Here is a 22,186-nt window from a genome sequence, read left to right as displayed (position 1 = left end):
AAATTCTCTTTACGATTTTTATCATTCTTGTTTTCCGTATTGGGACAAGTATTACTGTTCCAGGTGTGAATGCGAAAAGTTTAGAAGCTCTCAGTGGTTTATCTTTCTTGAACATGCTTAGTCTTGTTTCAGGGAATGCCATGAAGAACTTCTCCGTTTTCGCACTCGGTGTAAGTCCGTATATCACTGCTTCCATCGTTGTTCAATTGCTACAAATGGATATTTTACCGAAGTTTGTAGAATGGGGCAAACAAGGGGAAGTAGGACGGAGAAAACTAAACCAAGCTACTCGATATATTGCACTTGTGCTTGCATTTGTTCAATCTATCGGGATTACAGCAGGATTTAATACTCTATCTGGAGCGAAATTATTAACGACAGCTTTAACTCCACAAGTCTTTGTTACTATTGGTATTATCCTCACAGCAGGTAGTATGATTGTAACGTGGCTTGGAGAACAAATTACGGATAAAGGATACGGAAATGGTGTGTCTATGATTATCTTTGCAGGTATTGTCGCATCAATCCCTGAGATGATTAAAGGCATCTATGTTGACTACTTCGTCAATATCCCAAGTAGCCGTTTGACTTCATCTATTATCTTTGTCGTTATTTTGATTATCGCTGTCTTGTTGATTGTTTACTTTACAACCTATGTTCAACAAGCAGAATATAAAATTCCAATCCAATATACAAAAGTTGCTCAAGGAGCCCCATCAAGCTCATACCTTCCTTTGAAGGTAAACCCAGCGGGAGTTATCCCAGTTATCTTTGCAAGTTCCATTACAGCAGCACCTGCAGCCATTCTTCAGTTTTTGAGTGCTACAGGTCATGATTGGGCTTGGGTACGTACAGCACAGGAAATGTTATCTACAACATCTCCGACAGGTGTTGCTATGTATGCCTTGTTAATCATTCTCTTTACATTCTTCTATACATTTGTACAGATCAATCCAGAGAAAGCAGCAGAAAACTTGCAAAAGAGTGGAGCCTACATTCATGGTGTCCGTCCTGGTAAGGGAACTGAAGAATTCATGTCGAAACTTCTTCGTCGCCTTGCGACGGTCGGATCAATCTTCCTTGGTGTGATCTCAATCTTGCCGATTGTGGCAAAAGACGTCTTTGGACTTTCAGAAGCAGTTGCTTTTGGGGGAACTAGTCTTTTGATCATTATCTCGACCGGTATCGAAGGAATCAAACAACTTGAAGGTTACCTATTGAAACGTAAGTATGTTGGTTTCATGGACAAAACAGAATAAAAGCAAGATTACTTTTGCTTAGAGAGTGGAGTATGAAGGTCTACCTATCAGAGAGACTTTCGTCTCCCCTCTTCTATTTTGTTTTTAAATAGGGGTTGAAACGAATTTCTGCTTCTATTTAAATACAAAATAAGGAGATCCTATCATGAATCTTTTGATTATGGGCTTACCTGGAGCAGGTAAGGGAACGCAAGCAGCTAAAATTGTGGAACAATTCCACGTGGCACACATTTCAACTGGAGATATGTTCCGTGCTGCTATGGCTAATCAAACTGAAATGGGTGTACTTGCCAAGTCATACATCGACAAAGGTGAGTTGGTTCCAGATGAAGTTACAAATGGAATTGTTAAAGAACGCCTTTCTCAGGACGACATCAAAGAAACAGGTTTCTTGTTGGATGGTTACCCACGTACGATTGAACAAGCGCATGCCTTGGACAAAACATTGGCTGAACTTGGTATCGAATTGGAAGGTGTGATCAACATCGAAGTGAACCCAGACTGTCTCTTGGAACGTTTGAGCGGCCGCATCATCCATCGCGAAACAGGTGAAACCTTCCACAAAGTTTTCAACCCACCAGTTGACTACAAAGAAGAAGATTACTACCAACGCGAAGATGACAAACCTGAGACAGTGAAGCGTCGTTTGGATGTTAACATCGCACAAGGTGAACCAATTATTGCTCACTATCGTGCCAAAGGTTTGGTCCACGATATCGAAGGAAATCAAGATATCAATGATGTGTTCAAAGACATCGAAAAAGTATTGACAAATTTGAAATAAAGCGTTTTTCACACTTGCAAAAAATCGCTACAAATGTTATACTGAGATAGTCTGACTTATAATTGTTGTCTCTATGTTTAGAGGCATCAAATCGAAATTTATGGAGGTGCTTTTGCGTGGCAAAAGACGATGTGATTGAAGTTGAAGGCAAAGTAGTCGATACAATGCCTAACGCAATGTTTACGGTTGAACTTGAAAATGGACATCAGATTTTAGCAACAGTTTCTGGTAAAATTCGTAAAAACTATATTCGTATTTTAGCGGGAGATCGTGTTACTGTCGAGATGAGTCCATATGACTTGACACGTGGACGTATCACTTACCGCTTTAAATAATCGAAAAACTTGGAGGGATAAGAAATGAAAGTAAGACCATCGGTCAAACCAATTTGCGAATACTGTAAAGTAATTCGTCGTAATGGTCGTGTTATGGTAATTTGCCCAGCAAATCCAAAACACAAACAACGTCAAGGATAAGATAGAAAGGAGAAAACATGGCTCGTATTGCTGGAGTTGACATTCCAAATGACAAACGCGTAGTAATCTCATTGACTTACGTTTATGGTATCGGACTTGCAACATCTAAGAAAATCTTGGCTGCTGCTGGAATCTCAGAAGATGTTCGTGTACGTGACCTTACATCAGATCAAGAAGATGCTATCCGTCGTGAAGTGGATGCAATCAAAGTTGAAGGTGACCTTCGTCGTGAAGTAAACTTGAACATCAAACGTTTGATGGAAATCGGTTCTTACCGTGGTATTCGTCACCGTCGTGGACTTCCTGTCCGTGGACAAAACACTAAAAACAACGCTCGCACTCGTAAAGGTAAAGCTGTTGCGATTGCTGGTAAGAAAAAATAATATAGGAGGTAAAAGTCTTGGCTAAACCAACACGTAAACGTCGTGTGAAAAAGAATATCGAATCTGGTATTGCTCATATTCACGCTACATTTAATAACACTATTGTTATGATTACTGATGTGCATGGTAATGCAATTGCTTGGTCATCAGCTGGTGCTCTTGGTTTCAAAGGTTCTCGTAAATCTACACCATTCGCTGCTCAAATGGCTTCTGAAGCTGCTGCTAAATCTGCACAAGAACACGGTCTTAAATCAGTTGAAGTTACTGTAAAAGGTCCAGGTTCTGGTCGTGAGTCAGCTATTCGTGCGCTTGCTGCCGCTGGTCTTGAAGTAACAGCAATTCGTGATGTGACTCCAGTGCCACACAATGGTGCTCGTCCTCCAAAACGTCGCCGTGTATAATCATCGCATTACACTGCTTTTCGTTTAAGAGGGAGTAACTAAATGATTGAGTTTGAAAAACCAAATATAACAAAAATTGATGAAAATAAAGATTATGGCAAGTTTGTAATCGAACCACTTGAACGTGGCTACGGTACAACTCTTGGTAACTCTCTTCGTCGTGTACTACTAGCTTCTCTACCGGGAGCAGCAGTGACATCTATCAACATTGAAGGTGTCTTGCATGAGTTCGACACAGTTCCAGGTGTTCGTGAAGACGTGATGCAAATCATTCTGAACATTAAAGGGATTGCAGTGAAATCATACGTTGAAGACGAAAAAATCATTGAACTTGACGTTGAAGGTCCTGCTGAAATTACAGCTGGAGATATTTTGACTGACAGTGATATTGAAATTGTAAATCCAGATCATTATCTCTTTACAATCGGTGAAGGTTCTTCTCTAAAAGCGACAATGACTGTTAACAGTGGTCGTGGATATGTACCTGCTGATGAAAACAAAAAAGATAATGCACCAGTTGGAACACTTGCTGTAGATTCTATTTATACACCAGTTACAAAAGTCAACTATCAAGTAGAGCCTGCTCGTGTAGGTAGCAATGATGGATTTGACAAATTAACCCTTGAAATCTTGACTAATGGAACAATTATTCCAGAAGATGCTTTAGGGCTTTCAGCACGTATCTTGACAGAACATCTTGATTTGTTTACAAATCTTACTGAGATTGCGAAGTCAACTGAAGTGATGAAAGAAGCTGATACTGAATCTGACGATCGTATTTTGGATCGGACGATTGAGGAACTGGACTTGTCTGTGCGTTCATACAATTGTTTGAAACGTGCCGGTATCAATACTGTGCATGATTTGACAGAAAAATCTGAAGCAGAGATGATGAAAGTACGAAATCTTGGACGCAAGAGTTTGGAAGAAGTGAAACTCAAACTCATTGACTTGGGTCTTGGATTAAAAGATAAATAAAGGAGGAATACATGGCTTACCGTAAACTAGGACGCACTAGCTCACAACGTAAAGCAATGCTTCGCGATTTGACAACTGACCTTTTGATCAACGAATCAATCGTGACAACTGAAGCTCGTGCTAAAGAAATCCGTAAAACTGTTGAAAAAATGATTACTCTAGGTAAACGTGGTGATTTGCATGCACGTCGTCAAGCAGCTGCTTTCGTACGTAATGAAATCGCATCTGAAAACTATAATGAAGCAACTGATAAGTACACTTCTACTACAGCACTTCAAAAATTGTTCTCAGAAATCGCACCTCGTTATGCTGAACGTAACGGTGGATACACTCGTATCCTTAAAACTGAACCACGTCGTGGTGATGCTGCGCCAATGGCGATCATCGAATTAGTATAAAATCATCAATTTTGTTGAGTGTTATGATGATGGAGTCTTGTGCTCTTAGTCTAGCTCTGGTCTACCGCTGGGACTTCGGTCCTAGCGGGAACACTCATCATCATTTGATAGGGTAGACGCTTGTTTACGAAATTGTTTTTTGTTTAAGAACAACTTCGTAAGCAGGCGTTTTTTAGTATTTTTTACAGAAATATGCTATACTAAGGAAAAAGAAAATCAAAAACGTTCAGGTTTTCTAATAATCGTAGAATGGGAGTCTAAAGATGAAGGCTATTATTACAGTGGTTGGCAAGGACAAGGCAGGTATTGTTGCTGGCGTGTCTACTAAAATTGCAGAATTGGGTTTGAATATTGATGATATTTCTCAAACAGTACTGGATGAGTATTTTACCATGATGGCAGTCGTTTCTAGTGACGAAAAACAGGATTTCACTTATCTGCGAAATGAGTTTGAAACGTTCGGTCAGACCTTGAATGTTAAAATCAATATTCAAAGTGCAGCGATTTTTGACGCCATGTATAATATCTAGGAGGTCATCATGGATATTAGACAAGTTACTGAAACCATTGCTATGATCGAGGAGCAGAACTTCGATATCAGAACCATCACCATGGGCATCTCCCTTTTGGACTGTATTGATCCAGACATCGAACGTGCTGCTGAAAAGATTTATCAAAAAATCACGACTAAAGCTGCAAATCTAGTGGCTGTAGGAGATGAAATTGCTGCAGAACTTGGGATTCCGATTGTCAATAAACGAGTATCGGTGACTCCGATTTCCTTGATTGGAGCAGCGACTGATGCGACAGACTATGTCGTTTTGGCAAAGGCACTTGACAAGGCTGCCAAGGAGATTGGTGTTGACTTTATCGGTGGATTCTCAGCTTTGGTACAAAAAGGCTACCAAAAAGGAGATGAAATTCTCATCAATTCTATCCCACGCGCTCTAGCTGAGACAGACAAGGTTTGTTCGTCTGTTAATATTGGCTCAACCAAGTCAGGCATCAACATGACTGCAGTTGCAGATATGGGACGTATCATCAAGGAAACAGCGAACTTATCAGATATGGGTGCTGCCAAATTGGTCGTATTTGCTAACGCTGTTGAGGACAATCCTTTTATGGCGGGGGCCTTCCATGGTGTCGGTGAAGCAGATGTCATCATCAATGTTGGTGTTTCAGGTCCTGGTGTTGTCAAACGCGCCTTGGAGAAAGTTCGTGGTCAGAGTTTTGATGTAGTAGCGGAAACAGTCAAGAAAACAGCCTTCAAGATTACTCGTATCGGTCAGCTGGTTGGGCAAATGGCGAGTGAACGCCTTGGTGTTGACTTTGGAATTGTCGACCTAAGTCTTGCGCCTACTCCTGCAGTTGGAGACTCAGTGGCTCGAGTACTGGAGGAGATGGGCTTGGAAACAGTAGGAACGCATGGGACGACTGCGGCACTCGCTCTTTTGAATGACCAAGTTAAGAAGGGCGGAGTGATGGCTTGTAACCAGGTTGGTGGCTTGTCTGGTGCTTTTATCCCTGTTTCTGAAGATGAGGGGATGATTGCTGCGGTGCAAAATGGCTCTCTGAATTTAGAGAAACTAGAAGCTATGACGGCTATCTGTTCTGTTGGGCTGGATATGATTGCCATTCCGGAAGATACGCCTGCTGAAACCATTGCGGCTATGATTGCGGATGAGGCGGCAATTGGTGTTATTAACATGAAAACAACGGCTGTCCGTATTATTCCAAAAGGCAAAGAAGGCGATATGATTGAGTTTGGTGGTTTGCTAGGGACAGCTCCAGTGATGAAGGTCAACGGGGCTTCGTCTGTTGATTTCATCTCTCGCGGTGGGCAAATCCCAGCTCCAATCCATAGTTTTAAAAATTAATAAAAAAGAGAGAAGATTTAAGTTGAGTTTAAGGATGACTGTGTATACTATAATCATTAAATAAAGACCTCCTAACTTTATTTAATAGAAATCCTAAACTTTTTCATAATAATCTCCTAGGGAAGCTACCATGAGGGTAGCTTTTCTTTTGGATAATTTACAAATGTTGGCTTTGCTTTTGAAAGCCGAATATTTCTTTGATCCATGATATAATAGAAGAAAATGGAGGATAGAAAATGTCTAAAGTAAGATTGTACTTGGTCCGTCATGGGAAAACGATGTTTAACACCATTGGACGTGCTCAAGGATGGAGTGATACGCCTCTAACCGCAGAAGGTGAGTTGGGAATTCATGAGTTAGGAATTGGCTTGAGAGAATCTGGTTTACAATTTGACCGCGCTTATTCCAGCGATTCAGGGCGGACTATTCAAACCATGGGAATTATCCTAGAAGAACTTGGCCTGCAGGGAAAAATCCCTTACCGCATGGACAAGCGGATCCGTGAGTGGTGTTTTGGTAGTTTTGATGGGGCCTATGATGGGGACCTCTTTATGGGGTTGATTCCTCGTATTTTTAATGTGGACCATGTTCATCAGTTGTCCTATGCAGAACTAGCAGAAGGTTTGGTAGAGGTTGATACTGCTGGCTGGGCAGAAGGCTGGGAAAAACTCAGTGGTCGAATCAAAGAAGGTTTTGAAACGATTGCTAAAGAAATGGAAGAACAAGGTGGCGGGAATGCCTTGGTTGTCAGCCACGGGATGACCATTGGTACGATGGTTTATCTCATCAATGGCATGCATCCGCATGGTCTAGATAATGGTAGTGTGACCATTCTAGAATACGAGAACGGCCAGTTTACGGTCCAAGTCGTTGGCGACCGTAGTTATCGAGAACTCGGACGTGAGAAGATGGAAGAAATAAAAAATTGATAGAAGTTAGCTCCGATTAGGAGCTAATTTTTTTCCTGTTAAATAAGGTGGATTTGCGACTCAGTATTTCTTATTATCCAAGTTGAAAAGAGCATTTCTCATCTTTCAAATTCCCCCAAAAATGGTATAATAGTAACATCATAAAATTGGAGAGATACCATGAATTTTTACAATCATAAGGAAATTGAGCCTAAGTGGCAGGGCTACTGGGCGAAACATCATACATTTAAGACAGGAACAGATGCCTCAAAACCGAAGTTCTATGCTCTCGACATGTTTCCATATCCTTCAGGAGCTGGATTGCATGTAGGACACCCAGAAGGTTACACAGCAACGGATATTCTCAGCCGTTACAAACGTGCTCAAGGCTACAATGTCCTTCACCCAATGGGTTGGGATGCCTTTGGATTGCCTGCAGAGCAATACGCCATGGATACGGGAAATGACCCAGCAGAATTTACAGCGGAAAATATTGCTAATTTCAAACGCCAAATCAATGCGCTTGGCTTCTCTTACGACTGGGATCGTGAAGTCAACACAACAGATCCAAACTACTACAAGTGGACGCAGTGGATCTTCACCAAGCTTTACGAAAAAGGTTTGGCTTATGAAGCTGAAGTACCAGTAAACTGGGTCGAAGAATTGGGAACGGCCATTGCCAACGAAGAAGTCCTTCCTGACGGAACTTCTGAGCGTGGGGGCTATCCAGTTGTCCGCAAACCAATGCGCCAATGGATGCTCAAAATCACTGCCTATGCAGAGCGCTTGCTCAATGACTTGGATGACCTGGACTGGCCAGAGTCTATCAAGGATATGCAACGCAACTGGATTGGGAAATCAACTGGTGCCAATGTAACCTTTAAAGTAAAAGGAACAGACAAGGAATTCACTGTCTTTACCACTCGTCCGGACACCCTTTTCGGTGCGACCTTCACTGTCTTGGCGCCTGAGCATGATTTGGTAGAAGCTATCGTCAGTCCCGAACAAGCTGAAGCCGTAGCAGACTATAAACATCAAGCCAGCCTCAAGTCAGACTTGGCTCGTACCGACCTTGCCAAGGAAAAAACAGGGGTTTGGACTGGTGCTTATGCCATCAACCCTGTCAATGGCAAAGAAATTCCAATCTGGATTGCGGACTATGTTCTTGCTAGCTATGGAACAGGTGCTGTCATGGCTGTGCCAGCCCACGACCAACGTGACTGGGAATTTGCCAAACAGTTTGGTCTTCCAATCGTAGAAGTGCTGGAAGGTGGAAACGTAGCAGAAGCTGCTTACACAGAAGATGGACTTCATGTAAACTCTGATTTCCTAGATGGACTGAACAAAGAAGATGCGGTTGCTAAGATTGTCGCTTGGTTGGAAGAAAAAGGCTGTGGACAAGAGAAGGTTACCTACCGTCTCCGTGACTGGCTCTTTAGCCGTCAACGTTACTGGGGTGAGCCAATCCCTATCATTCATTGGGAAGATGGGACTTCAACAGCTGTCCCTGAAAGTGAATTGCCACTTGTCTTGCCAGTAACCAAGGACATCCGTCCTTCAGGTACTGGTGAAAGTCCATTGGCTAACTTGACAGACTGGCTTGAGGTGACTCGTGAAGATGGCGTCAAAGGTCGTCGTGAGACCAATACCATGCCACAGTGGGCTGGTTCAAGCTGGTACTACCTCCGTTATATTGACCCACACAATACTGAGAAATTGGCTGATGAGGACCTTCTCAAACAATGGTTGCCAGTGGATATCTACGTGGGTGGGGCAGAGCATGCTGTTCTTCACTTGCTCTACGCTCGTTTCTGGCATAAATTCCTCTATGACTTAGGTGTTGTTCCGACTAAGGAACCATTCCAAAAACTCTTTAACCAAGGAATGATTTTGGGGACAAGCTACCGTGACCACCGTGGGGCTCTTGTGGCGACTGACAAGGTTGAAAAACGTGACGGTTCTTTCTTCCATGTGGAAACAGGAGAAGAGTTGGAGCAAGCACCAGCCAAGATGTCTAAATCTCTCAAGAACGTTGTTAACCCAGACGATGTGGTGGAACAATATGGTGCCGATACCCTTCGCGTCTATGAAATGTTCATGGGACCGCTTGATGCTTCAATCGCCTGGTCTGAAGAAGGTTTGGAAGGAAGCCGTAAATTCCTAGACCGTGTTTATCGTTTGATTACAAGTAAAGAAATCGCTTCGGAAAACAATGGTGCTCTTGACAAGGTCTACAATGAAACAGTCAAAGCTGTCACTGAGCAAATCGAGTCTATGAAATTCAACACAGCCATTGCCCAACTTATGGTCTTTGTCAACGCGGCTAACAAGGAAGAAAAGCTCTATATTGACTACGCCAAAGGATTTATCCAATTGATCGCCCCATTTGCGCCTCACTTGGCAGAAGAACTCTGGCAAACAGTCGCAGCAACAGGCGAATCCATCTCTTATGTAGCTTGGCCAACATGGGACGAAAGCAAATTGGTTGAAGACGAAATCGAAATCGTCGTCCAAATCAAAGGTAAAGTTCGTGCCAAACTCATGGTCGCTAAAGATCTGTCACGCGAAGAATTACAAGAAATTGCTCTGACTGATGAAAAAGTCAAAGCAGAAATTGACGGTAAGGAAATTGTCAAAGTGATTAGTGTCCCTAACAAACTTGTGAATATTGTTGTGAAATAAGATAGGAATCCTTCAGAGTTAGAATCTGGAGGATTTTTTGAATTTTTTCATGAAAGTATGATATAATATGTGCAATTATAAAGTTTGAAAAGTATAACAAGGAGAAAACTATGCCAGTAAATGAATATGGTCAGATGATTGGTGAGTCTGTAGTCGGTCACACGTCTGGTAAATTACCTGCTATCGATTTTTTAGAAGGACGTTATGCTCGAATCGAGGCTCTTTCGGTAGAAAAGCACGCGGAAGATTTACTAGCTGTTTATGGCCCAGATACTCCTCGGGAGATGTGGACCTACCTCTTTCAGGAGCCGGTGGCAGATAGGGAGGAACTGGTCAGCCTTTTAAACCAGATGTTGGCTCGTAAGGACCGTTTTTTCTATGCTATCTTGGATAGGGAGACGGGTAAGGTCTTGGGAACCTTTTCGCTTATGCGCATCGACCAAAATAATCGTGTAGTTGAAGTTGGGACTGTTATTTTTTCTCCAGAACTAAGGGGAACACGAATAGGGACAGAAGCCCAGTATCTCTTGGCGCGCTATGTTTTTGAGGAGCTTAACTATCGTCGCTACGAGTGGAAATGCGATGCTCTAAATCTGCCATCAAGACGAGCAGCAGAACGTTTAGGCTTTGTCTATGAAGGAACCTTCCGCCAGGCAGTCGTTTATAAGGGGCGTACGAGGGATACGGATTGGTTGTCTATGATTGATAAGGACTGGGCTCGAGTCAAAGTTCGTTTGGAAGCATGGTTGGCTCCTGAAAATTTTGATAAAAATGGACGGCAGTACAAGAGCTTGAGAGAGTTCTAAGAGGTGATGACATGATTAGCGTTAGAAAGCAAGAAGTTGTCAAGTTAGAAGATGTTTTGCATCTCTATCAGGCAGTTGGATGGACAAATTATACTCATCAACCTCAGATGTTGGAGAAGGCCTTGTCTCACTCATTAGCGATTTATTTGGCATTTGATGGCGATGCCGTGGTGGGCATGGTCCGTTTGGTCGGAGATGGTTTTTCATCGATTTTTGTCCAGGATTTGATTGTTTTGCCTAGCTATCAGCGCCAAGGAATTGGTAGTTGCTTGATGAAAGAGGCTTTAGGTGATTACAAAGATACCTATCAAGTCCAACTAGTGACCGAACAGACAGAAAAAACCTTGAGATTCTATCGTTCTCTGGGCTTTGAAACCTTATCTACTTATGATTGTACAGGAATGATTTGGGTAGATCGAAAAAAATAAAAATAATTATTTTCTCTTAAGTAAAGTTTAAGTATCCTCGTGTATTATATAGTTATTAGATAAAGACCTCCTAATACTCTTCGAAAATCTCACCAACCTTCGTTAGAGTCGACTTAGCTAACTATCGTTATGCTTGCGTCTATCTGGCTAGTCTGATTTCGATTTTCATTGAGTACCCTTTATTTAATGAAATCCCAAACTTTTCTTTTTCATCATAATCTCCTAAAGAAGCCACCCAATCAGGTGGCTTTTTTGTTGCTTAAGAAAGAAAATTCCATTTGGGAACATTTTTTTTAAAAATGATAAATCAGAGAAAAAATTAAGTTAGCTTTAAGATTCATCTTGTATTATATAATCATTAAATAAAGACCTCCTAACTTTATTTAATGAAATCCTAAACTTTTCTTTTTCATAATAATCTCCCTTAACTCCACCTAATCAGGTGGAGTTTTTGTTTGTAGGCTGGATTTTTGCTATAATAGGAACATGAGTAGAATTTTAGATAATGAAATCATGGGTGATGAGGAGTTGGTAGAGCGTACCCTCCGTCCCCAATATTTACGTGAATATATCGGACAAGACAAGGTCAAGGATCAGCTTCAAATCTTTATCGAGGCAGCAAAAATGCGTGATGAGGCGCTGGATCATGTTCTTTTGTTTGGTCCTCCAGGTCTCGGGAAAACGACCATGGCCTTTGTCATTGCCAATGAATTGGGAGTCAATCTCAAGCAGACGTCTGGTCCCGTTATCGAAAAAGCAGGTGATTTGGTAGCGATTTTGAATGACTTGGAACCAGGAGATGTACTCTTTATAGACGAGATTCATCGCTTGCCCATGGCTGTTGAGGAAGTTTTATATAGTGCCATGGAAGATTTTTATATCGATATTATGATCGGTGCTGGTGAAACCAGTCGCAGCGTTCATCTGGAATTGCCACCATTTACCTTGATTGGGGCAACGACACGAGCAGGGATGCTGTCCAATCCTCTTCGTGCCCGTTTTGGGATTACAGGTCACATGGAATATTACGAACATGCTGACTTGACAGAGATTGTCGAGCGGACGGCAGATATCTTTGAGATGGAAATCACCCATAAGGCAGCTGCTGAGCTGGCCTTGCGTAGTCGAGGAACTCCCCGTATCGCTAATCGCCTCCTCAAGCGCGTGCGTGACTTTGCCCAAATTATGGGCGATGGCTTGATTGATGATGTCATTACGGATAAGGCCTTGACCATGCTGGATGTAGACCATGAAGGATTGGACTATGTGGACCAGAAAATCCTTCGTACCATGATTGAGATGTATGGTGGTGGTCCTGTCGGTCTAGGAACTCTTTCTGTGAATATCGCTGAAGAGCGTGAGACGGTTGAGGATATGTATGAACCCTACCTCATCCAAAAAGGCTTTATCATGCGAACTCGCTCAGGACGGGTTGCGACAGCTAAGGCTTACGAACATTTGGGCTATGAGTATAATGAAAAATGAGCAAGATCTTCTAGAGGTTTTTAGAAAAAATCCAGATATGATGGCTATTCTAACCATCATCCGTGATCTTGGTTTGCAAGACTCTTGGTTGGCAGCAGGTTCAGTTAGAAATTTTATCTGGAATCTCTTGTCAGACAAATCTCCTTTTGACCGTGAAACAGATGTGGATGTGATTTTCTTTGATCCAGCTATCTCTTACGAAGATACGTTGGGTATAGAACGCAAGCTGAAAGAGAATTTTCCCCAATATCAATGGGAGTTGAAAAATCAGGTCTACATGCATCTGCACAGTTCTCACACTGCGCCCTACACGAGTTCCCGTGATGCTATGAGTAAGTATCCCGAGCGCTGTACGGCGGTAGGTCTTCGCTTGAATGAAGATTCCACTTTAGAACTCTTTGCCCCATATGGTTTAGAGGATATTATGAACTTCCAGGTTTCCCCGACTCCTCATTTTCTAGATAATGAAGACCGAATGAAACTCTATCAAGAGCGATTGTCCAAGAAAAATTGGCAAGAAAAATGGAAAAATCTCACTTTCTCAAAAAACTTAAGAAAAATTTAAGTTAGGGGCGGTATACTGGGTTCATAAGTTAAGAGGAACTTAACTTAAACTCCTAAAACTTTTTCATAATAATCTCCCTATAAAATTAAGTCGCCCAATCAGGTGGCTTATTTTTTGTTTGTACGGAGAGCTAATAACTTACCAATAGAAGAAAATAGGGAAATATGGTATAATGAAACGATAGATTTTTGAATAGGAATAAGATCATGTTTGGATTTTTTAAGAAAGATAAAGCTGTAGAAGTTGAGGTTCCAACACAGGTTCCTGCTCATATTGGCATCATCATGGATGGGAATGGCCGCTGGGCTAAAAAACGGATGCAACCACGGGTTTTTGGCCATAAGGCAGGGATGGAAGCCCTCCAAAAGGTGACCAAGGCAGCTAACAAGATGGGAGTCAAGGTCATCACGGTTTATGCCTTTTCAACGGAAAACTGGACGCGCCCAGATCAAGAAGTCAAGTTTATCATGAACTTACCAGTCGAGTTTTATGACAACTACGTCCCGGAATTACATGCAAATAATGTTAAGATTCAGATGATTGGGGAAACAGACCGTCTGCCTAAGCCGACTTTTGAAGCTTTGAAAAAAGCAGAGGAGTTGACCAAGAACAATACGGGTTTGATTCTCAATTTTGCCCTTAATTATGGTGGTCGTGCTGAAATCACGCAGGCTCTTAAGAGCTTGGCTCAGGAAGTTCTAGATGCCAAAATCAATCCTGGCGATATCACAGAAGATATGATTGGGGATTACCTTTTCACGCAACACCTGCCAAAGGATTTGCGAGATCCAGATTTGATTATCCGTACAAGTGGTGAGTTGCGTTTAAGTAATTTCTTGCCGTGGCAAGCAGCCTATAGCGAGCTTTATTTTACGGATACCTTGTGGCCTGATTTTGATGAGGTCGCCCTGCAGGAAGCTATTGTTGCCTTTAATCATCGTAATCGCCGATTTGGAGGAGTTTAGGAGAAGATATGACCAAGGATTTACAAAAGAGAACATTGTTTGCAGTATTGGCCCTGGCCATTTTCCTTCCAGTCTTGTTTGTGGGAGGACTCTTGTTACAGATAGGCATTGGTTTGTTAGCCATGCTAGCTGTTTATGAACTCTTACACATGAAGGGGCTAAAGACCATGACCATCGAGGGTGCCTTGACCCTCTTTGCGACCTTTGCTCTCACAATCCCATTAGAAAATTACCTAACTTTTTTGCCAGTTGATGGGAATGTGGTTGCCTACAGCGTTTTAATTACGATTATGCTAGGGACCACCGTTTTCAGTAAAAGCTATACGATTGAAGATGCCGTTTTCCCGATAGCGATGAGTTTTTATGTTGGTTTTGGTTTTAACGCCTTACTAGATGCTCGGGTGGCAGGTTTTGACAAGGTGCTTCTGGCCCTCTTTATCGTCTGGGCGACAGATAGCGCAGCTTACCTGATAGGGATGAATTTTGGTAAGCATAAGTTGGCTCCGACAGTTTCTCCCAATAAGAGCATTGAGGGCTTTATCGGTGGTATTCTAGGTGCGGTACTGGTAACAGCAATCTTCATGCTTGTAGATAGCACAGTTGCTCTCCCTTATGGAATTTATAGAATGAGCCTCTTTGCCGTCTTCTTCAGTGTGGCAGGTCAGTTTGGTGACTTGATTGAGAGTGCTATGAAACGCCATTTTGGTGTCAAGGATTCAGGGAAATTTATCCCGGGTCATGGTGGTGTGTTGGATCGTTTTGACAGTATGCTAGTCGTCTTTCCTATCATGCACTTGTTTGGTCTCTTCTAAAGAAAGGAATATTGAATGATTGGATTGCTAACCTTTATCCTGGTTTTTGGGATTATCGTGGTGGTGCATGAGTTTGGACATTTTTATTTTGCTAAGAAATCAGGCATTTTAGTCCGTGAGTTTGCTATTGGTATGGGCCCCAAGATTTTTGCCCATATCGGTAAGGACGGAACTGCTTATACCATTCGGATACTTCCTTTAGGAGGGTATGTTCGTATGGCTGGTTGGGGTGATGATGCGACGGAGATCAAGACAGGAACCCCGGTCAGTTTAACACTTGCCGAAGATGGTAAGGTCAAACGGATCAACCTCTCAGGGAAGAAACTGGATCAAACAGCTCTCCCTATGCAGGTAACCCAGTTTGACTTTGAAGACAAGCTCTTTATCAAGGGCTTGGTCTTGGAAGAAGAAAAGACCTTTGCAGTGGATCACGATGCAACAGTTGTTGAGGCAGATGGAACCGAAGTACGCATTGCCCCTCTGGATGTACAGTACCAAAATGCTTCTATCTGGGGTAAGCTCATCACCAACTTTGCAGGTCCTATGAATAACTTTATCTTAGGTGTTGTTGTTTTTTGGATCCTGATCTTTTTGCAGGGTGGTGTTAGAGACACTCAAACCAATCTCTTTCATGTCATGCCTGAGGGAGCTTTGGCTAAGGTGGGTATAGCTGAGACAGCTCAAATCACCAAGGTCGGCTCCCACGAAGTTAAGAATTGGCAGGATTTGATTCAGGCTGTGGAAGCAGATACCAAGGATAAGACTGCCCCGACCTTGGATGTGACTATTTCTGAAAATGGTAGCGAAAAACAAGTCACTGTGACTCCAGAAGAAAATCAAGGACGTTATATTCTCGGAGTTCAACCGGGGGTCAAGTCAGACTTTCTATCCATGTTTATTGGTGGATTTACGACAGCTGCTGACTCAGGACTCCGTATCCTTTCGGCTCTGAAAAACTTGATTTTCCATCCAGATTTGAACAAACTCGGTGGTCCCGTTGCCATTTTTAAGGCAAGTAGCGATGCTGCTAAAAATGGAATTGAGAATGTCCTCTACTTCCTAGCCATGATTTCCATCAATATCGGGATTTTTAATTTGATTCCGATCCCGGCTTTGGATGGTGGAAAGATTGTGCTCAATATCCTAGAGGCTATCCGCCGTAAACCCCTTAAACAAGAAATTGAAACCTATGTCACCATGGCTGGTGTAGTTATCATGGTTGTCTTGATGCTAGCTGTGACCTGGAATGACATTATGCGACTCTTTTTTTAGATAATCGAGGAATATTATGAAACAAAGTAAAATGCTAATCCCTACGCTTCGCGAAATGCCAAGTGATGCTCAAGTTATCAGCCACGCTCTTATGTTGCGTGCTGGTTATGTTCGTCAAGTTTCTGCCGGTGTATACTCTTACCTGCCACTTGCTAACCGTGTAATCGAAAAAGCTAAGAACATCATGCGTCAAGAATTTGATAAGATTGGTGCCGTGGAAATGTTGGCTCCAGCCCTTCTAAGCGCGGATCTCTGGCGTGAATCAGGCCGTTATGAAACCTATGGTGAAGACCTTTATAAACTGAAGAACCGTGAAAAGTCAGACTTTATCCTAGGTCCAACACACGAAGAGACTTTTACAGCTATTGTTCGTGACTCAGTGAAATCTTACAAGCAATTGCCACTTAACCTTTACCAAATTCAGCCTAAGTACCGTGATGAAAAACGTCCACGTAACGGTCTTCTCCGTACGCGTGAATTTATCATGAAAGACGGATATAGTTTCCATGCTAATTACGATAGTTTGGATGTGACTTATGACGAGTACAAGGCGGCCTACGAACGAATTTTCACTCGTAGTGGTTTGGATTTCAAGGCTATCATCGGTGACGGCGGAGCCATGGGTGGTAAGGACAGTCAAGAATTTATGGCCATCACTCCTGCTCGTACAGACCTTGACCGCTGGGTTGTCTTGGACAAGTCAGTTGCATCATTTGATGAAATTCCTGCAGAAGTACAAGAAGAAATCAAGGCAGAATTGCTCAAATGGATGGTTTCTGGTGAAGACACCATTGCCTACTCAAGTGAGTCTGACTATGCGGCTAACTTGGAAATGGCAACAAACGAGTACAAACCAAGTAACCGTGTCGTTGCGGAAGAAGAAGTGACTCGAGTGGAAACTCCAGATGTTAAATCAATCGATGAAGTCGCAGCCTTCCTTAACGTGCCAGAAGAACAAACCATCAAAACCCTCTTCTACATGGCAGATGGTGAGCTTATCGCAGCCCTTCTAGTTGGAAATGACCAACTCAACGAAGTCAAGTTGAAAAACCACTTGGGTGCAGATTTCTTTGACGTTGCGAGCGAGGAAGAAGTCGCAAGTGTCGTCCCAGCAGGCTTTGGTTCGCTTGGACCAGTTGCTTTGCCAGAAAATGTCAAAATCATTGCTGACCGCAAGGTGCAAGATGTTCGCAATGCTGTTGCTGGTGCCAACCAAGATGGCTATCACTTGACGGGTGTGAACCCAGGTCGCGATTTCACTGCAGAATACGTGGATATCCGCGAAGTTCGTGAGGGTGAAATTTCACCAGACGGACAAGGTGTCCTTAACTTTGCCCGTGGTATCGAGATTGGTCACATCTTCAAATTGGGAACTCGCTACTCAGCAAGCATGGGTGCGGATGTCTTGGACGAAAACGGCCGTGCGATTCCAATCATCATGGGCTGTTACGGTATCGGTGTCAGCCGTCTCCTCTCAGCAGTTATGGAGCAACACGCTCGCCTCTTTGTAAACAAGACTCCAAAAGGTGAATACCGTTACGCTTGGGGAGTTAACTTCCCTAAAGAATTGGCACCATTTGATGTGCATTTGATTCCAGTTAATGTCAAGGATGAAGAAAGTCTTTCATTGACAAATCGTATCGAAGAAGCTTTGGTAAATAAAGGTTACGAAGTCTTGACGGATGACCGTAACGAACGTGTCGGAGTGAAGTTTAGCGATAGCGACTTGATTGGGTTGCCAATCCGTATCACTGTTGGGAAAAAAGCAGCTGATGGTATCGTAGAGGTTAAGATCAAGGCAACTGGGGACACAATTGAAGTTCACGCAGATAACTTGCTTGAAACGCTGGAAATCCTAAGCAAGAAATAAAAACTATAATCAGAAGAAAAACAAGGCAAAAATGTAACTAGTTTTTACCTTGTTTTTTCTATATAATGAGAGTGAAGAATACATCATCAAGTTAAGAGGTATAAGTATGTTAAAATTTCCAAAGGATTTTGTCTGGGGTTCCTCTACTTCTGGACCACAGACAGAAGGTCGTGTACCTGGTGACGGAAAGGGAGACAATCTCTGGGATTATTGGTTCCAAGTAGAGCCAAATCGTTACTATAATGGAATTGGACCTGACAAAACATCGACTTTTTACGAAAACTGGGAAAAAGATATCGAACTCTTGCTAGAAACTGGTCACACAGCCTTTCGTACTTCTATCCAGTGGTCTCGTATTTTCCCGCAAGGTCGTGGAAAAGTCAATCCTCAAGGTGTGGCTTTCTACCGTCAGGTCTTTGAAGCCATTAAGGCCAAGGGCATTCGTCTCTTAGTCAATCTCTATCACTTTGACCTGCCTTTTGCCCTGCAGGAAGATGGGGATGGTTGGGAAAACAAGGCAACCATTAAGGCTTACGAAGACTATGCGCGTTTCTGTTTTGAGACTTACGGTGACTTGGTGGACCAGTGGATTACCTTCAATGAGCCGATTGTTCCTGTGGAGTTTGGCTATTTCTATGATGCCCATTATCCTCATAAGGTAGATGCTAAAGCAGCGGTTCAGGTAGCTTATAACACTCAACTGGCTAGTAGTCTTGCGGTGAAGGCTTGTCATGAGGTTCTGCCTGATTCTAAGATTGGGATTGTCCTCAACTTGACACCAGCCTACCCACGTAGCCAACATCCTGCGGATGTGAAAGCCGCTCGTATTGCGGATCTCTTTCAAGCCCAGTCTTTCCTAGATCCATCTGTCTTGGGAACTTATCCAGAAGAATTAGTGGAAATTTTAGCTGAGCATGATTTGCTGCCAGATTCTACAGCAGAAGAGTTGGAATTGATCCGTGAACATACAGTAGACTTCCTTGGAGTCAACTACTACCAGCCTCTGCGCGTCATGGCCCCACGTTTTGCTAAACATCCTGACAGTCCCCTCTTGCCAGAGCATTTCTATGAGCCTTATGTCATGCCAGGCCGTAAAATTAATCCCCACCGTGGTTGGGAAATCTACGAGCAAGGGATTTACCATATCGCCCAAAACATCAAGGAAAACTATGGCAATATCGAGTGGATGCTGACAGAGAATGGCATGGGGGTTGAAGGTGAAGATAAATTCCGTGAGAATGGCATGATTCAGGACGACTATCGTATTGACTTTGTCAAAGGGCATCTTGCTGAGCTTCATCGCGCCATTGAAGACGGTGCTAACTGTAAGGGCTACTTGATTTGGACCTTTATCGATTGCTGGTCATGGCTCAATAGCTACAAGAACCGCTATGGTTTGGTTGAGCTTGATTTGGAAACGCAGGAACGTCGCCTGAAGAAATCGGGTCACTGGTTCAAAGAGCTTAGTGACAATAATGGATTTTAAGAATAAAAAGTGAGATGATCTTCATCTCACTTTTTATTCTAAGATCATCACCAAGCTCCCAATCGTAATCAAGAGACAGCCGATAATTGTTTTAAACGTCAGGACATCCTGTAGGAAGAAAAAGGCTAGAACGAGGGTAAGGACGAGACTGAATTTATCGACAGCAGATACCTCAGTTGCATTGCCCATCTGCAAGGCCTTGTAATAGCAGAGCCAGGAGGCGCCCATGGGGAAATTAGACAAGATGGGAAGAGAAGATAAAAGTGCGAAGAAAAATCACATGGCACCCCCCTCCTCTTACGACTATAAGTAAAGCATCTGCCTTGTCAGCTATTAGGTGAAATCTCAATTTCAGGAACCCTATAAAAGCTATACCAATTTTTATCCTTGACAAGTGAGAAAAACAAGTATATACTGTCTTTGCTGATTCCGTAAAAGGGAAATCAGACTATACCAATTTAAGGAGAAAGCACAGTTAGTCTGTGTCGTATATACTATGTGTGGAATTGTTGGTGTTGTTGGAAACACAAATGCAACTGATATTTTGATTCAAGGGCTTGAAAAGCTCGAATACCGTGGTTATGATTCTGCGGGGATTTTTGTCCTAGGTGGTGCTGAAAATCATCTAGTTAAGGCTGTCGGTCGTATAGCAGAATTGTCTGCTAAGACAGCTGGTGTTGAGGGAACAACTGGTATCGGACATACGCGTTGGGCGACTCATGGAAAACCAACTGAGGACAACGCTCACCCACATCGCTCTGAGACTGGACGTTTTGTCTTGGTGCACAATGGAGTGATTGAAAACTACCTTGAAATCAAGGAAGAATATATTGCAGGTCACCACTTCAAGGGGCAAACAGATACGGAAATCGCCGTTCACTTGATTGGAAAATTTGCAGAAGAAGCTGGTTTCTCAGTTCTTGAAGCCTTCAAAAAAGCTCTTCATATCATCCGTGGTTCTTATGCCTTTGCCTTGGTTGACTCTGAAAATCCAGATGTTATCTATGTAGCGAAAAATAAATCACCACTCTTGATTGGTCTTGGGGAAGGCTATAACATGGTCTGCTCGGATGCTATGGCAATGATTCGTGAGACCAACCAATACATGGAAATTCATGACCAAGAGTTGGTGATTGTCAAGGCTGATAGTGTCGAAGTGCAAGACTATGATGGCAATCGCCGTGAGCGTGCTAGCTACACTGCTGAGCTAGACTTGTCGGATATCGGTAAGGGAACTTATCCTTACTACATGCTCAAGGAAATCGATGAGCAGCCAACTGTTATGCGTAAACTCATCCAAGCATACACAGATGAGACAGGTCAAGTAGTGGTTGACCCAGCTATCATCCAGGCTGTTCAAGACGCAGACCGTATCTACATCCTTGCAGCTGGGACATCTTACCACGCAGGATTTGCTTCTAAGAAGATGCTGGAAGAATTGACGGATACACCAGTTGAACTTGGAATCTCTTCTGAGTGGGGCTATGGTATGCCACTTCTCAGCCAGAAACCACTCTTCATCTTTATCAGTCAGTCTGGTGAAACAGCGGATAGTCGTCAGGTTTTGGTCAAGGCTAATGAAATGGGCATTCCAAGCTTGACAGTGACCAACGTCCCAGGTTCCACCCTTTCTCGTGAAGCCAACCATACCATGCTCCTTCACGCGGGTCCTGAAATTGCCGTAGCATCAACAAAGGCCTATACAGCGCAAATCGCAGCACTTGCCTTCCTTGCAAAAGCTGTCGGAGAAGCAAATGGCAATGCCAAAGCCCAAGCTTTTGACCTGGTTCACGAGTTGTCTATCGTGGCTCAGTCTATCGAATCAACCCTTTCTGAGAAAGAAACCATTGATGCTAAAGTTCGTGACCTTCTTGAAACCACTCGCAACGCCTTTTACATTGGACGTGGGCAAGACTACTATGTAGCCATGGAAGCCAGTCTTAAGCTCAAAGAGATTTCTTACATCCAGTGTGAAGGTTTTGCGGCAGGAGAGCTCAAGCATGGAACTATTGCCTTGATTGAAGAAGGAACACCTGTCTTGGCCCTCTTGTCAGATCCAGTCCTTGCTAACCACACTCGTGGAAATATCCAAGAGGTCGCAGCCCGTGGTGCTAAGGTTCTCACTATTGCAGAAGAAAATGTTGCTAAAGAGACAGACGATATCGTTCTGACGACCGTACACCCTTACCTCTCGCCAATCTCAATGGTTGTACCAACTCAATTGGTCGCTTACTTTGCAACACTCCACCGTGGCCTTGATGTGGACAAACCACGTAACCTTGCCAAGTCGGTAACAGTAGAATAAGCTAAAAGAGTCTAGTTTGCCATAAGTAGGGTATAATGTAACTATA

The 22,186-nt window shown here is 43.0% G+C and carries 22 protein-coding genes and 1 pseudogene; 22 read left to right on the top strand and 1 reads right to left on the bottom strand.

What is annotated here, in order from left to right:
- The first annotated feature begins 2 nt into the window (after window positions 1-2).
- The 21 genes from secY (at window position 3) to SORDD24_RS03185 (ending at window position 19,835) form a co-directional block, all read left to right on the top strand.
- Window positions 3-1,259, top strand: a complete 1,257-nt coding sequence (gene secY, locus SORDD24_RS03285; RefSeq protein ID WP_061407403.1) for a preprotein translocase subunit SecY — start codon at window positions 3-5, stop codon at window positions 1,257-1,259.
- A 145-nt stretch (window positions 1,260-1,404) separates the two neighbouring features.
- Window positions 1,405-2,043, top strand: coding sequence for an adenylate kinase (locus tag SORDD24_RS03280; RefSeq protein ID WP_001050433.1), 639 nt, complete (start codon window positions 1,405-1,407; stop codon window positions 2,041-2,043).
- A 116-nt stretch (window positions 2,044-2,159) separates the two neighbouring features.
- Entirely contained in the window at window positions 2,160-2,378 is a 219-nt protein-coding gene (infA, locus tag SORDD24_RS03275; protein WP_001029883.1) for a translation initiation factor IF-1, read from the top strand.
- A 24-nt stretch (window positions 2,379-2,402) separates the two neighbouring features.
- Window positions 2,403-2,519 (top strand): 50S ribosomal protein L36, encoded by a 117-nt coding sequence (gene rpmJ / locus SORDD24_RS03270; RefSeq protein ID WP_001808836.1) that lies wholly within the window; start codon window positions 2,403-2,405, stop codon window positions 2,517-2,519.
- A gap of 17 nt (window positions 2,520-2,536) precedes the next feature.
- A complete protein-coding gene (rpsM, locus tag SORDD24_RS03265) occupies window positions 2,537-2,902 on the top strand; it encodes a 30S ribosomal protein S13 (RefSeq protein WP_000090781.1) in 366 nt (121 codons plus the stop codon).
- A gap of 17 nt (window positions 2,903-2,919) precedes the next feature.
- Entirely contained in the window at window positions 2,920-3,303 is a 384-nt protein-coding gene (gene rpsK / locus SORDD24_RS03260) for a 30S ribosomal protein S11 (protein ID WP_001118385.1), read from the top strand.
- A gap of 42 nt (window positions 3,304-3,345) precedes the next feature.
- On the top strand, window positions 3,346-4,281 hold the full coding sequence (locus tag SORDD24_RS03255; protein ID WP_000568993.1) for a DNA-directed RNA polymerase subunit alpha: 936 nt from the start codon (window positions 3,346-3,348) through the stop codon (window positions 4,279-4,281).
- 11 nt (window positions 4,282-4,292) lie between these two features.
- Window positions 4,293-4,679 carry a 50S ribosomal protein L17 gene (gene rplQ, locus SORDD24_RS03250; protein ID WP_061407400.1) on the top strand — a complete coding sequence of 129 codons (387 nt, stop codon included), beginning with the start codon at window positions 4,293-4,295 and terminating at the stop codon, window positions 4,677-4,679.
- Between the two features lie 263 nt (window positions 4,680-4,942).
- The gene (locus tag SORDD24_RS03245; protein WP_000644111.1) at window positions 4,943-5,209 is read left to right on the top strand and encodes an ACT domain-containing protein; all 267 of its coding nucleotides are present in this window, start codon (window positions 4,943-4,945) and stop codon (window positions 5,207-5,209) included.
- Window positions 5,210-5,218: 9 nt separating this feature from the next.
- On the top strand, window positions 5,219-6,556 hold the full coding sequence (locus tag SORDD24_RS03240; protein WP_000354874.1) for a PFL family protein: 1,338 nt from the start codon (window positions 5,219-5,221) through the stop codon (window positions 6,554-6,556).
- A 236-nt stretch (window positions 6,557-6,792) separates the two neighbouring features.
- Window positions 6,793-7,485 carry a histidine phosphatase family protein gene (locus SORDD24_RS03235; protein WP_061407397.1) on the top strand — a complete coding sequence of 231 codons (693 nt, stop codon included), beginning with the start codon at window positions 6,793-6,795 and terminating at the stop codon, window positions 7,483-7,485.
- 159 nt (window positions 7,486-7,644) lie between these two features.
- Window positions 7,645-10,146: a leucine--tRNA ligase gene (leuS, locus tag SORDD24_RS03230; RefSeq protein WP_061407394.1), complete on the top strand. Its 2,502-nt coding sequence runs from the start codon at window positions 7,645-7,647 to the stop codon at window positions 10,144-10,146.
- A gap of 110 nt (window positions 10,147-10,256) precedes the next feature.
- Entirely contained in the window at window positions 10,257-10,952 is a 696-nt protein-coding gene (locus SORDD24_RS03225) for a GNAT family N-acetyltransferase (RefSeq protein WP_061407391.1), read from the top strand.
- Window positions 10,953-10,963: 11 nt separating this feature from the next.
- The gene (locus tag SORDD24_RS03220; RefSeq protein ID WP_061407388.1) at window positions 10,964-11,380 is read left to right on the top strand and encodes a GNAT family N-acetyltransferase; all 417 of its coding nucleotides are present in this window, start codon (window positions 10,964-10,966) and stop codon (window positions 11,378-11,380) included.
- 486 nt (window positions 11,381-11,866) lie between these two features.
- Window positions 11,867-12,865 (top strand): Holliday junction branch migration DNA helicase RuvB, encoded by a 999-nt coding sequence (ruvB, locus tag SORDD24_RS03215; protein WP_081103492.1) that lies wholly within the window; start codon window positions 11,867-11,869, stop codon window positions 12,863-12,865.
- Window positions 12,846-13,430 carry a nucleotidyltransferase family protein gene (locus SORDD24_RS03210; RefSeq protein ID WP_061407385.1) on the top strand — a complete coding sequence of 195 codons (585 nt, stop codon included), beginning with the start codon at window positions 12,846-12,848 and terminating at the stop codon, window positions 13,428-13,430. The genes ruvB and SORDD24_RS03210 overlap by 20 nt, the downstream gene beginning before the upstream one ends.
- Before the next feature lie 206 nt (window positions 13,431-13,636).
- Entirely contained in the window at window positions 13,637-14,395 is a 759-nt protein-coding gene (locus SORDD24_RS03205) for an isoprenyl transferase (RefSeq protein ID WP_061407381.1), read from the top strand.
- A gap of 8 nt (window positions 14,396-14,403) precedes the next feature.
- On the top strand, window positions 14,404-15,207 hold the full coding sequence (locus tag SORDD24_RS03200; RefSeq protein WP_061407377.1) for a phosphatidate cytidylyltransferase: 804 nt from the start codon (window positions 14,404-14,406) through the stop codon (window positions 15,205-15,207).
- A 15-nt stretch (window positions 15,208-15,222) separates the two neighbouring features.
- Window positions 15,223-16,479, top strand: a complete 1,257-nt coding sequence (gene rseP, locus SORDD24_RS03195; RefSeq protein WP_061407374.1) for an RIP metalloprotease RseP — start codon at window positions 15,223-15,225, stop codon at window positions 16,477-16,479.
- A gap of 16 nt (window positions 16,480-16,495) precedes the next feature.
- Window positions 16,496-18,349 (top strand): proline--tRNA ligase, encoded by a 1,854-nt coding sequence (locus SORDD24_RS03190; protein WP_061407370.1) that lies wholly within the window; start codon window positions 16,496-16,498, stop codon window positions 18,347-18,349.
- A gap of 106 nt (window positions 18,350-18,455) precedes the next feature.
- On the top strand, window positions 18,456-19,835 hold the full coding sequence (locus SORDD24_RS03185) for a glycoside hydrolase family 1 protein (protein WP_061407368.1): 1,380 nt from the start codon (window positions 18,456-18,458) through the stop codon (window positions 19,833-19,835).
- A gap of 33 nt (window positions 19,836-19,868) precedes the next feature.
- Here SORDD24_RS03185 and SORDD24_RS03180 read toward each other — a convergent pair.
- Window positions 19,869-20,081, bottom strand: a pseudogene (locus SORDD24_RS03180) (EamA family transporter); the annotation flags it as partial.
- Between the two features lie 250 nt (window positions 20,082-20,331).
- On the opposite strand from SORDD24_RS03180, the gene glmS reads away from it, so the two are divergent.
- The gene (gene glmS / locus SORDD24_RS03175) at window positions 20,332-22,140 is read left to right on the top strand and encodes a glutamine--fructose-6-phosphate transaminase (isomerizing) (RefSeq protein WP_061407365.1); all 1,809 of its coding nucleotides are present in this window, start codon (window positions 20,332-20,334) and stop codon (window positions 22,138-22,140) included.
- Window positions 22,141-22,186: the final 46 nt, after the last annotated feature.

The organism is Streptococcus oralis (assembly GCF_001579175.1).
Classification (GTDB): domain Bacteria; phylum Bacillota; class Bacilli; order Lactobacillales; family Streptococcaceae; genus Streptococcus; species Streptococcus oralis_O.
Note: the sequence above shows the minus strand (reverse complement) of the source record. Positions and strands in the feature narration are given on the sequence as shown.